The 12,099-nt window shown below is 56.3% G+C and carries 13 protein-coding genes; 4 read left to right on the top strand and 9 right to left on the bottom strand.

Annotated elements, in window-relative coordinates; translation table 11 throughout:
• Positions 1-1,230 precede the first annotated feature (1,230 nt).
• Complete coding sequence (locus JZY08_RS25720) at positions 1,231-2,103, bottom strand: hypothetical protein (protein ID WP_216332280.1); 873 nt, start codon at positions 2,101-2,103, stop codon at positions 1,231-1,233.
• A gap of 658 nt (positions 2,104-2,761) precedes the next feature.
• Between JZY08_RS25720 and JZY08_RS25715 the strand changes: the two genes are divergently transcribed.
• Positions 2,762-3,049: a hypothetical protein gene (locus tag JZY08_RS25715; RefSeq protein ID WP_216332279.1), complete on the top strand. Its 288-nt coding sequence runs from the start codon at positions 2,762-2,764 to the stop codon at positions 3,047-3,049.
• A gap of 63 nt (positions 3,050-3,112) precedes the next feature.
• Here JZY08_RS25715 and JZY08_RS25710 read toward each other — a convergent pair whose 3' ends face one another.
• The gene (locus JZY08_RS25710; protein ID WP_216332278.1) at positions 3,113-3,382 is read right to left on the bottom strand and encodes a DUF1488 domain-containing protein; all 270 of its coding nucleotides are present in this window, start codon (positions 3,380-3,382) and stop codon (positions 3,113-3,115) included.
• Positions 3,379-3,672, bottom strand: a complete 294-nt coding sequence (locus tag JZY08_RS25705) for a hypothetical protein (RefSeq protein ID WP_060725691.1) — start codon at positions 3,670-3,672, stop codon at positions 3,379-3,381. Before JZY08_RS25705 ends, JZY08_RS25710 begins: the two co-directional genes overlap by 4 nt.
• 114 nt (positions 3,673-3,786) lie before the next feature.
• On the opposite strand from JZY08_RS25705, the gene JZY08_RS25700 reads away from it, so the two are divergent.
• From JZY08_RS25700 to JZY08_RS25690, 3 genes are all read left to right on the top strand, one after another.
• Complete coding sequence (locus JZY08_RS25700; protein WP_216332277.1) at positions 3,787-4,023, top strand: hypothetical protein; 237 nt, start codon at positions 3,787-3,789, stop codon at positions 4,021-4,023.
• 199 nt (positions 4,024-4,222) lie between these two features.
• Positions 4,223-4,432 (top strand): cold-shock protein, encoded by a 210-nt coding sequence (locus JZY08_RS25695; RefSeq protein ID WP_003504088.1) that lies wholly within the window; start codon positions 4,223-4,225, stop codon positions 4,430-4,432.
• A gap of 129 nt (positions 4,433-4,561) precedes the next feature.
• On the top strand, positions 4,562-4,786 hold the full coding sequence (locus JZY08_RS25690; protein ID WP_003499608.1) for a hypothetical protein: 225 nt from the start codon (positions 4,562-4,564) through the stop codon (positions 4,784-4,786).
• A gap of 195 nt (positions 4,787-4,981) precedes the next feature.
• Here JZY08_RS25690 and JZY08_RS25685 read toward each other — a convergent pair whose 3' ends face one another.
• The 6 genes from JZY08_RS25685 to JZY08_RS25660 all read right to left on the bottom strand — a co-directional run bounded on the left by JZY08_RS25685 (position 4,982) and on the right by JZY08_RS25660 (position 12,052).
• Complete coding sequence (locus JZY08_RS25685; RefSeq protein WP_216332275.1) at positions 4,982-6,577, bottom strand: EAL domain-containing protein; 1,596 nt, start codon at positions 6,575-6,577, stop codon at positions 4,982-4,984.
• A gap of 118 nt (positions 6,578-6,695) precedes the next feature.
• The gene (locus JZY08_RS25680) at positions 6,696-6,923 is read right to left on the bottom strand and encodes a hypothetical protein (protein ID WP_216332273.1); all 228 of its coding nucleotides are present in this window, start codon (positions 6,921-6,923) and stop codon (positions 6,696-6,698) included.
• A gap of 96 nt (positions 6,924-7,019) precedes the next feature.
• Entirely contained in the window at positions 7,020-7,430 is a 411-nt protein-coding gene (locus JZY08_RS25675) for an SH3 domain-containing protein (protein ID WP_216332271.1), read from the bottom strand.
• 126 nt (positions 7,431-7,556) lie between these two features.
• On the bottom strand, positions 7,557-10,325 hold the full coding sequence (locus JZY08_RS25670; RefSeq protein ID WP_216332269.1) for an autotransporter outer membrane beta-barrel domain-containing protein: 2,769 nt from the start codon (positions 10,323-10,325) through the stop codon (positions 7,557-7,559).
• 465 nt (positions 10,326-10,790) lie between these two features.
• Positions 10,791-11,714, bottom strand: a complete 924-nt coding sequence (locus JZY08_RS25665) for an SRPBCC family protein (RefSeq protein WP_216332267.1) — start codon at positions 11,712-11,714, stop codon at positions 10,791-10,793.
• Positions 11,711-12,052: a helix-turn-helix transcriptional regulator gene (locus JZY08_RS25660; RefSeq protein WP_003499601.1), complete on the bottom strand. Its 342-nt coding sequence runs from the start codon at positions 12,050-12,052 to the stop codon at positions 11,711-11,713. The genes JZY08_RS25665 and JZY08_RS25660 overlap by 4 nt, the downstream gene beginning before the upstream one ends.
• Positions 12,053-12,099 lie beyond the last annotated feature (47 nt).

The raw sequence follows: 12,099 nt of genomic DNA, 5'->3' as shown, positions 1-12,099 counted from the left end.
AATCAACTCCAATCAAATCCATCTCGGCCATATAGTTTCCGCGCATAACAATCTTCCGGTCAAAACAGCAAATTCAACATAAAATTCATATATTTATGCGCAATCGTCCCGCAATCCGCAAATTGCAGGCCGCAAAAGTCGATTTTATCAGCGGATTCCTGCCCGTCTTCAGTTGCACATATATAATTCATTGCAGCATATATTTTATATGTTTATGTGCTGGTTATTATATAAATATATGTTTATGGGAGTCGCCCAAATCGCATCTGGCCTGCCCTCTTCATATCCGCCAACGAATTCTTATTCTCCTTTTGGTTGTGTAAATATTGCTTCTTGAGCTGCCGATTTCGAAGCTTTGCCCTGGCATAAAGAGATCGTGCCAGCTTTCTCCTCATCAATGCAGTATCCGCCCGAGCGGCAAGAACGTACATCTCGTAGAGACCCATCAAACACACCTTTCCTATCACGCGACGCGTTTGCGACCGTGTTATGAGCTTCATCTCTTTTTTCCATCAGCCTTTCAGCTCGATGGGCATTTCAACGGGGCACTGAAAATTGCCGCCTATGGGAATGAATGACACTTATCAGTGCCCCGCTTCAACGGTTTATGCCTGTTAGAGAGATTGTCCTTCAGCCAATGAGTTTCGGAGAAATAGAAAGGCCCACCACAAATCCATTTCCATCTCTCCTCTCGTCATTGCCGGAGGACTTTCCCTATCAGACCCCGAAATATGAGAGTGACGTCTTCTCTCAAACCGGCGCCGGATCCGCATCAAAACAGGAACATTTCCCGGTTCATCACGGAACAGAGGCAGTATAGGCCAAGCAAATAGGGTGGGGATGAGCGGGGAAAAAGTTTCCGTTCAGATAGAGCGTAGCGCGATTCAACCGCAAAACAACCGAAACTCAATAACTAAAATAAATATCCCAAAGGACATCGCCCGCTGTCTTGACCGTCCAACAATCAAATTCGACCCTTCGGACTGGAAACTACCGCCACAAAAAAATATCCCGGCCTTATGCCCTTTCTATTGTAGTGGAAGCTGACAAAGGAAGATCGTGCGTATGCCGGAAGTGAATTAGAGCGGTCCAACCATAGCTCTCGGAGAAGCGAAGCGGCTGGAAGGAGCAGCCTGAGTACCCCTCGTAAAAATTTATCAGTTTCTAAAGAAACACATTTGTTGGTTCGAATGGCAGCTTAGGATACTTTCTGTATAACTGGGAACGTCATCAACTTTTATCGGCTGGCCGATCTAACATCGGATATGCCAAGGGCGACAGGTAACCAATTGGGTTTTGGGCCTTGAGGAACCGTGCATTCTCCAGTCGCTTGCCGTGTTCCCCAACATAGAGATTCCAGATTTCAGATGGCGCACGATACCCATGGAAGCCGTACCGATGTGCCTCGGAACCATCCGCGTAGGGAATGCCTTTGTTCACTGTCCCGTTGATCGTGATGTCTTCCCGGAAATTCTCGGAAGTCGCTGATGACCATTGTATGGCCTTAAATGCACCAATAGTTCGGCCAAGATGTACAGCGACGACATAATCGGAAGCTTCCGCACGTGCCTTGTTGATGCGCCAGCAAAAGCGAACTAACTGAAAAATCTCATCCTCGGTAGCACGTCGGGGGAGCTTGGGAATTTTTATAAGCACCAGCTTGTGGTCCGGCGGAAAAGGAAAGGGCGGCAATCCATACAGCCGTACAATGTCTCTGACCGGCATAAGACCTTGCTGATCAATACCGTGGCCAGACTGCAAATTGGTCAGCCCCTCATAAGCGTCAATCAAAGCAGCTTCGACGTGAAAGGCTTCTTCCTCTGTGAGACCGTGACGATGGATGATATAATCAACATACTTTCCATCCGCCTTGATAGAACGTATGCGGTCTAACTTTTGGCCCAACTCCGATTGCTCTGCATCAGACGCCACACCGTGGGCATGTTGAAATACGCGATTTCCGTAGCCCTTTCCGACGTAAAAGGTCTGTTGATCTCTTGGATCGACCAATCGGTAAACATAGAAGCCAATTTCCCCCCACATATGGGGAGGGAAACCGCCAACAGCTTCATTGCTCTCCGATTTTATCAAAGTGTGCCCCATATTTTTATTTCCTTAACGAAAACATAATCCTAGACCTATCACCATCGGTAAGAGCCACCCCATTCTTTTAGCTCCCACGGCTTCTTGAGACAGCTTTCAAAGAAAAGCTACTAGATAGATTTCCATCCGAGTTATCACAAAGGGTTTCCAGACGAACATTTTTTCTATTGCGTGCATCAATCAATGCACAATGCAGAGACACAAAAGGGAGACACCGTGTCTCCCTAACGACATCTGAAAGCCCGGTTCCAAGGCTTTTTAGCGATGGTGGGCGCTCCTCCCGGCCTGCAAAGTAAGTTGTAGTTATACTCCAAGAGCTTGCCACGATTCTTGAGACGATAAATGCAGGACTTTCAATCAACACCTCCAGACTTCCAAATTGTTTCATTGCTAAACGTCCGAAACAGGTCCACTATAATCACTCCAGCAGCCGTATCACGGGCGCTGCTGTTTAAGGGTTGAATACCCTGGCCCTGACAAAGGAGGACGCCATGTCTTCCATATTTCACCAACCCACGAAACATGATCTCGCAACTGTGGCTGGCTACGTCTTGTCTGCGGCAAGCCTTGTGCTGATCGTTTACATCCTCTTCGGAGCATAGTTGCGATAACCGGCTGCAAATGCGCCGGTTCAATGCAACGGAAAGCGGTGTTCGACATGATCGAAAGAACCACAGAGACCGAAATCACATTCACGCATCCATTCCGACTGGAAGCCCTCACGGAACCTCTGGGAGCGGGTACATATCGCCTGGTCGTGGACGAGGAATTGATAGAAGGTTTGAGCTTCACGGCATATCGCCGGGTGGCGACGCATCTGGAGATACCAGCGATTTCCATCGCGGTGGCCCGACGCCAGTTCCTGCAGGTATCATCAGCCGAGATTGATGAGGCATTGGCTCTAGATGGCGCGAGCGCAGACGTTAGCCGGCGTGTCGTTCCCTAATTGCGCCATGGTCGAGCATCGCCGCACGGGTAATCCCGGCGAAGGGAGATCAGGCGCAACCGCCTAGCCGATGTCAGAGGCAGTCAGGATATTCATATTGCGACGCGATTTGGCGTAGACCTTCTGTGCCGCCGCGTAGATGGCCGTGCGCATCGCATCGAAAGAGGAAAGGCATTGAGCTTCCGACATGCTCATGGCATGTCCCCGGCCCTTGGCGAGCGCCTCCGCCTCGACAAAAAACCGGATTTCGAACATGCCGTCATGGCCGAAAAAGCGAACCGCTTTACGCACCTCGTCAAAACTGCGGGCCGTGTTGGGGAAAGCGAGCGTCATGACTTGCTCCCCGTGCGTTCTTTCCTGCGCAGGGCGTTACGTCGGTTGAGTGACAGCATGCCGTCGGTCGCTTCCGCTATGCTGAGATGGGTCAGCCTGCGGCCGCCGATGCGCACCGGCACGCCGGTGAAGACATGGTATATCGTCCAGCTCTGATCCCTCTCGATCCGTCTTCCATATTGGGTCTCGAGCGTATCGGAGACAGGAGCGCCGCCTTCGTTCTCCCACGTCTCTATCCTCAGCGCCTGGCGCCGGTGTTCGTTACACGTTTCCATGGTGTTGCCTTTCATATGGAACTCGCACGCGGATTTCGTCCGCGTGGAGCCCGTTTCATTCTACGCCGCTATTGCCATGTTCCGCCGGACGAACGTTACGCGGAGGCATAAAGAAATGGCTGATGGTGTATGATCGCCGCTACCGGCACGCGCCTGTCGCAATGGGTAAAACTTCGCGGCATCGTCAAAAATGACACCGCAGCGCTTACGCAAACATTTGCAATCGGACGAAGAAAAGAACACGGCGCCTCTCTGACACCGCAGCGCCATGCGGCCAGCATGACGAAGCCAAATCATGCGCCCGGATTGCGCGGAAAACAAGGCGATGAGCGTCCACACGCCGCATGGGATAGTACAACTTTTTGACGAGATGAAATATCATCAAAAACCAATAGTTGACACCCGGGCAGAGGCAGGATATAAGGGGCAATCGAATTTGCTTGCTTAGCTTTGCTTGTCACGCGTCTGGCACCGCGTTCTGAACGAACCTTTCCTTTCAAAATCGCTATCATCATCCGCAGCGCATGAGTGCTGTGGTTTCTCTATTGCTATGAAAGGGTTCATCATGACCACTGGCACAGTTAAATGGTTCAATTCCACCAAGGGCTTCGGCTTCATTCAGCCTGACAATGGCGGCGCCGATGCGTTCGTCCACATCTCCGCCGTTGAGCGCGCCGGCATGCGCGAACTCGTCGAAGGTCAGAAGATCGGCTTCGAGCTTGAGCGCGACAACAAGTCGGGCAAAATGTCGGCTTGCAATCTGCAGGCTGCCTAAGGGTCTGTGCTTCCCTTTGACCACGGATGTACTGGCACTGCCGGAAGCACGCCAACCCAATCAAGGCCAGGCAAATTGCCTGGCCTTTTGTTTTTCGCTCGCTCTCCGAGCATCATCATCGGAACACCCATGACAGAAAAATACAGTATTTCCCGCCAGAAGGCCGAACTCGCCTTCAGCCACATCCAGACACCGTTCTTCGCGAAGGAAAAAGCGCTTGAGGAGCTCGATTCCATTGCGCAATCCCGTGATGCAAAGACCCTGCGCCTTCGGGAAGCCCGTCTTGCGAAGGAATTGTCGGATCGTACCGCGGCAACATCCGCTCTGCTTGCCAAACGCGCCCGCGCACGTTGAACGATATCCGCACCGTGATCGCCGCTCGCTCAAGACCTGCCTAGACAACTTGACCACCGGCCGGAACGCCGCGAGCGTGAAAGCGTTGCAGCCTTTCCGCGCCTGGTTCGAAGTCCATCTCAGCGGCGAGGTGATCAAGCAAGAACCGGCCGAATAACGCCCAATACCCGAGATTCGCGACGTCTTCGCTTTGACCTAGACAGACGCCACCTGAATGACCTCGGGAGCCGAGCCGTATCTCGATTTGTTCTGCCGGTGAAAAACGATGAATTCTTCGGCTGGAAGCGGTCTGGAAAAGAGCCAGCCCTGACCGAAGTCAACACCATGTTCCCGCAGATAGGCCGCCTGCTCCTCTTTCTCGATACCTTCCGCAACGGAAAACAGCCCAAGCTCGCGCGCCATCTCGATGATATGGAGCGTCACGGTGCTGGTCGCCGTGTTCCTGCCGATCGTATCAACGAAGGATTTGTCGATCTTCAGGGCGTCCAGCGGCAATCCCTGAAGATATTGAAGGCTGGAATAGCCGGTTCCGAAATCATCGATTGCGACTGAATGCCCCGCTTTGCGTGCTCTATCCAGCGTGATGCGCGCCGCATCGATGTCGATGAAACCGCGCTCCGTCGCCTCGAGCCATATCTGCTCCTTGCGGATACCCGCACGGGCAAGACGCAGATCGATGAAGTCCAGTATCCGGCCCGATTTCACATCTTCGGCGCAGAGATTGATGGCAATATGCGAACTGCGGTCCCGAACGAGCATGGGGCCGAGATCTGCGATGATGGCTTCGACGACCTGATCGGTGATGGGCTCAATCAGCCCCGTTTCTTCCGCAAGCGGAATGAAACGGTCCGGCCTTACCAGCGTGCCATCCGGCCGCCGCCAGCGGACGAGCGCTTCGGCACCAACGCATATATTGGTCTTAAGCTCGATAATCGGTTGATAATGAACAATGAATTCACGGTTTCGAACCGCGATTTCCAGCTCGGTTTCCGGCGAGAGCCGCTTGCGCGACATCCAGATGACGATGCCGACGATGAAGAGCGCAATAAATGCACCGATCGGCAAAAGCACTGTCAGCTCCCGCACGAGCTTCGTTCGCATCGCCTCCCTCGGCTCGAGAACTATTGCCGTCAGCCCATCTTCCGTCACCACCGAATAAAGCGATGTGTCGGTCATGCCGCGGCCGTCTTTTGCCGGGAGCGTGGAAAGAACCCCTGCATCGGGCAGGTTCTGCGTGCTGATGATCTGGCCTTTATCGTTGAGGAGCGCCAGGGACATCCTGTCTCGCAGCACAATATCAGCAAACCGGGAGGGGGCGACGAGCGCATTGTGATGGCCGAGGTGCAGGCTCGTCATCTGGTCGCCGTGGCTGATGCCGGGCTGGATACGCAACGTCACTTCAAGGCCCTCCGGCGTGACGTAGTCAACGTGGGATTTGGCTACATTGCCAGCGGCGCGGCCCCAGGAGGTGCATTTGATGAAGCCGTTCTCGAAGTAACCGATCTCCGCGATCGACGGAACGTTGATCGTCCCGATCCGCATCTGCGCAATATGCTGATCCGAACAGGCAGGAAGGTGCGCGGCTTCGATTGCCTCCAATGCGCCCTTCGCCTCCCTGAAGGTATTGCCGGCGCGCACAAGCGATCTTTCGGCAACGAGATCAAGAATGTAGAGTTCTTTCTGGATGGCAACGCGCCAGGACGTCCAGGCCATGGCGGCAATGGGCAATGCGGCTCCGACTATGGCCAGAAATATCCCCATGGCTATTACACGCCAACGTCGCACCTGCATCATCACTCTCCAAATGGTAGTCTGGGCATCAGTGTCGCAATCTCCTTAATTTTTGCTGTTCAGCAAAACGGTGAAAACCGGGGAACGCAAACTTTGGTTCCTGCCCTCGACGCGGCCTTCAAATCACTGAGACTGCAGGAATGCAGGGCCGATGATAGTTTTCCGCGCCACATTGCCGTTTGCGCTCAATAGCGCGGATCGCTGCAAGTTGCCTCTGCAACTGGGCGATCTGCGTGCTTGATGAAAGCCGGATGTCTGCCGCAGCGCAGCTTTGGGCCTGCGCTGCCGTTTGGCCAATGACCAGCGGAAACAAAAGGAAAATCACCGCTGGCCAGATCCGTGTCATGGCACGACACCCGGCACATGGGACGGCCGGTCCGAAATTTCCCGCCTGTCATGTCCAGGAAGCAATGCGCTCATCGCCGGCTTTCCCCGTTCCTGTTCATCGGGGCTGCGGTCTTGTAGGACGCGGGCGATGGTCCCAGTGCGGCGGTCTTGGCCGATGGCCCCAATGGGGAGGCTGCGGCCTGTGAACAATAACCGGCAGCCCGATGATCGGTCCGACATGAATGACGGCTTGTCGCCGGTTCTGGTATGTGGCCTGAAGATAATTGCTGGAGGCCCAGCCTCGCTGGCCGGCAAAGATGACCTCGCACCAGCTATAGCCATTCAGACACCCACGGATGGTGAGCGTGGCACCGGCAGGAATAGTCCCTATCCGGGCATATTGCGTGCCCGGCCCGGTCCTAATATTCACATTGCCCGTCGCATAGACATTGGCCGCTTCCGCCAGTGATGGCAGCGAAGCGGCCACCAGCAAGGCAAGCGATGCAATAATGGTCTTTATCCGCATTTTATCTCCCCAGATTGTGCTCGGGCCCTGAGCCCGATGCTTCACAAGTCGGCATAAATACCGCTCCAGATTCGTCTCTTACGCATTGTTCCAATGTCTTCGCACGCACCTCTGTCGCCCGGCGGGCTACCACTTGATGCTGAGACCGACGTTCCCTTCGATGACGCGCTTCCGTTCACCGCCTAGATTGGTGGTGTAGTCCACCGTCGCAAACAGGCTGACCCTTTCCGTCAGGCTGGCGACGACGCCTGCGCCCAGTTCCAGCGAGGTTCCGCCGATTTCGGTGACGATGGGATCGTTGGCGAAGCGGGTGGTCTGGTCGGAGGAGAAGCTGTGCCAGAGATTTGCCTTGAGATAGGGCTGAATGAGACCGCTGCCGGTTTGATAGTTACCCTGCAGCCTGGCGCCCAGTCGTCCGGTAAAGGCACTGTCTGAATCGAATCCGACCGAGGAAAAGCGGTCGGCTGCATCGTCGAGGGAAAGGTTTTGCCAGATGATCTGGGCCTGCGGCTCCAGCGTCCAGTCCTCTGAAAGAGCGATCGGGTAACCGCCCTCAAGAGAGGCCGTAACGCCGGTGCCGTCAATATCCAGCCGTTCCCCGGCTCGGGACGTAGCGTCACCGCCGAACCACGTGCCCATCAGAACGGCATCGACATACCAGCCCTGAGCGCCGATATGCGTCCAGTATCCACCGACGCTCGTGCCGCTGATATCGACGTCGCCCACGGCAAGGTTGTTCCACCCCAGCGCCTGGCCTTTGATATCGCCGTTCATCTTGGAATAACCGACAAACAGGCCGAAGCGGTCGAAGCCCCCTGCCTCGCTTTCACGGCCGAGCAGGTCCTGCCCTGCCTGGAAACCGAAAAGGTTGCCGTCGAAACTCGGCGAGACGGTTCCATCCCATTTCAGCTCGGTATTCTGGCCGAAGGTGCGCGCCCAGCTTGTAGGCATCCATCCGTCATCCTCCAGCAAAGCCTGTTCGCCGCGCCGTTCATGGAAGGTGCCGAGTGTCGAGAGTGCAAGATAGTGCGCAAGCGGCTGCACGGCCGAAAAGGTCGGAACCTCGATACGGTAGAGCGGCACGATATCGGCAATCACCGGCGTCGCGCCGGGCGTTGGCGACACCGCGGAGGCGCTCGGGATCAAGGCAAGCGTGGTTGGCGGTACGGGCGGCGCAGGCGGGGGACTTGCCGCCCCTGCGGCCTGTGGGGTGGGCGGAGCTTCCGGCTCCGGATCGCCCGCATTGATTGGAGGCGTGGGGTCCGTCGGGTCCGTCGTCGCGCTTCCCTCCGTCGGTATCGGCGTGGGTGGCAGTTGCGAGGCCGGGGGCGCGCCGGTGATGTCGGGTGCCTCAGGCTCTGGCGTCACAATTGGCTGAAGCGGGTCGGGCGCGCCTGCAATCGCCCCGCCACCCGAAACGATCGTCGAGCGAAGATACCAATTGTCCTGAGTGCCGGCCGAAACACCGCCTTTGAACAGGTAATATTCGTAGGCGCCGGCAGCAACGCGGCTGTTGAGCGCAAATGCGCTGCCAGCGGTTGTTCCTCCGTTCACGGACTCGACAACCATGATGCCGTCAGCAGTCGTGCTCGCCCCGGTCCCTCCGGCATTGACCACGTTCATCCCCGTGCTTCCGGAAGCCGTGCCACCATCGATGACCAGCCTGTCGGAGGCGGAGCCATCGCTGCCAAGCACGGTATCGAGAAAGATCTGGCCGCCATTGCCCACGTAATTGCCGGAGATCGTGAAGGTGTCCGAGGCATTGCCGCCGCTATTGGTGAGATCGATACGGCCTGAATTCACCAGATTGGCGAAAGCACCCGCCGTGAAAGCGGAGACTCGTCCATTCGCACCGCCGCCATAGACCGTGCTGGCGGAATCTATGGAAAGCGTACCGGTTCCGGTGCCGCTGTCGCCAAGTGTCAACGTCCCGTCGAAAACAAGCTCGCTGTCATTGGTGAGGTTTATTGTCTCCCAGCTGTCGAAGCGGGCAACCCCTCCCGTCTTGACGTTGCTCATCGTCAGGGTATCGGTCCCCAGACCACCGCTTATCTGCGTGGTCGCGCCGATATGGGCGTTGGCCAGATTGGTGAGCGTGGCGGTGTCGTCATCGGCGCCAAGGTCGATGGCGCCATAGATGATGCCACCGCCATTCCAGTTGAACCTGTCGTTACCGAAGCTCAAAAGCACATTGCCGCCAACCGTGCCGCCGGTAACGGTCACACTGTCGGTTCCGCCGCTGACGCTGATATTGCCGCCGATCGTGCCACCGGAGAGAATGATCGTGTCATTGCCAAAACCGGTCACCAGATTTCGATCGATGACGCCTCCCGACATGTCGAAGACGTTGTCGTCAAGTTTCATGTTGACGCGGCCGATACGGCCACCCGTCATGGTGGCGATATCGCCATCATCGAACGCATCGATGATGCGTCCGTCAGACATCAAGAACGTGTCGAGATTGTCGCCCTGGTTGAGGGACAGGATCGTCCCGCCCGTCATCCGGAAATCGTCGACGCCGCTGCCTTGCTGCACATTGCCGGTAACGGTGCCGCCGGAAATCACAAAGGCGTCGTTGCCGCCCCCCTGAACCACCGCACCATCTATGGTGCCGGAATAAATCTCGATCCTGTCGGTGCCGCCTCCAAAGGTGACGTTACCGGCGATTGTTCCCGTGCCGCCGGCCGGAAGAAGCAGCGTATTGTTGCCGCCGGTATCATTCAGCCCACCCACCGATGTCCCGGTGTCGCAGATATAATTGTCGTCGCCCGCCGTCGGCGTAAAAATGCAGGCTGCATCCACGGGTTCCGAGTAGAAAAAAATCGCGCCCGAAACCAATGCGGTTCCAGAACAGAGAAATCGTCTTAAGCCTTTCAGCTGGCAACGATAATTCATCGGCGGCCCCCCGTCGAATTGAATGATTTCCCAACCCATTCCATTTGACGAATGCGAGTACGACACAGACAAACCGGAGCCGCAACCCTAAGGAGTTGCCGCGAAAACTTCTACAAAACCGAGAGACGATGGCAGGTCGAATAAAAGCCGAGGACCTCACCCGTTGGATCAGTATCTCTTCGGTCAGGCGCGGCAAATATCAGATACGACAAGATGTTCACTGCCGGACAGCGTGGCGATTTGCGTTTTGTCAATTCGCGACCCATTGGGAAAAGCTGCGCCCGTCCGGAACTGGACTTGCAGACAAAGGCAATTTTGAATTTTATCTTTCCATTATATTCGAATGGACGACAATAAGGTTTTTATTGTCGTCCAAAACCATCGCGCACAACTCAACTTTAATCACAAAAAAGTGATGGAAACTTCCTCGAATCCAAGGCCCGCCAAGGGTCAGCCTCCTGGATTTTACAATGCGAAAACAAAGCGTTCCAGTTTGCCGAGCGTCTGCTGACCCAGTTCGATGGCGCCGAATCCCTTCGCCTCCTGGAACTCGGCCTCGGTGCTGAACACCATGCCGAGCACAACTTTCGTCGCACCATCCTGATCCTCGAAAGAGGCCCAGGCGTCGGCATGTTTCGGCCCGTTTTCTCCCCAGAGCAGCGTATAGCCGATCCTGTCTTCGGCCCGGACCTCGATATAACGATGATGGTTGGGATAGACCGTGCCGTCGGGGCCGATCATGTCGAACACCCATTCACCGCCGGTTCGCAGATCGATCCTCGCGGTGCGACAGGAAAAGCCTTCCGGACCCCACCATTGCGGCAGCGTCTCGGCGTTCATCCAGGCGTTCCAAACGATGTTGCGCGGCGCCCTTATCGTTCGCTCCAGCACCATGGTCCGTTTGGCCACCTCGGCCAGATTGTCCAGACCGGCACTGAACCCCTGCCGGTAACCCGCCTGCATATCGGCGGCCAGCGAGGAAAGCTGAACGGTTACGGTGAGCCGGCTGCCCTCATCCACGGCCGAAAGATCAGCCGTCACCAGCGCCGCCGACTGCGTCACGCCGCCGGACGAAACCACCTCGTAATTCACGCTGCGAGCACCCGGCTGCAGCTCCAGCCATCCGCACTCACAGCGGATATCCGGCTGCCCCTTGACCTTGCAAAGCGAAACTTCACGCCCGCCCACCCTGGTGTCGGCCTCCAGAAACTCCACGGTCACGGAGGGTGTCGGAGCAGCCCAGACGGCCCGCGCGGCGGGCGACGTCCAGACTTGCCAGAGGACCGATAATGGAACAGCGATCACCCGCTCGAAGCTCAGCGTCGCAAAACGGCCGTCGCCAAGATGGGGCTCGGCACGTGTGCCGTCCTGATTGAGTTTCGACATCATTCCGAGCGCTCCTTCGCAGCCTGCATTGCAAATGCCTCCAACCGGTTGAGCCGGCTTTCCCATGTGGCCCGCTGTTCATCGAGCCATGTCCGCACCGGCTCCAGGGCCTCGGGCACGATTGCGCATGTGCGCACCCGCCCGTCCTTGGAGGTGCTGATCAGCCCCGCTTCTTCCAGCACCGAAAGATGCCGCATCACCGTGGGCAGACGCAGCCCCGTGGGAGCGGACAATTCCATGACCCGCGCCGGACCCTGCGCAAGCTGGGTCAGAATTGACCGGCGCGTCGGATCGGCGAGAGCCTGAAAGATCAGTGACAGTTCGGGTGAATGCTTAGCCATAGTACTAACTATCACGCGGCGCGGCTCTGGCGCAAGAAAAAACTTCG

The sequence above is a fragment of the Rhizobium sp. X9 genome (genome assembly GCF_018873185.1).
Lineage (GTDB): Bacteria > Pseudomonadota > Alphaproteobacteria > Rhizobiales > Rhizobiaceae > Agrobacterium > Agrobacterium oryzihabitans.
The sequence above is the reverse complement of the archived record's forward strand: the minus strand, read 5'-3'. Positions and strand labels throughout refer to the sequence as shown.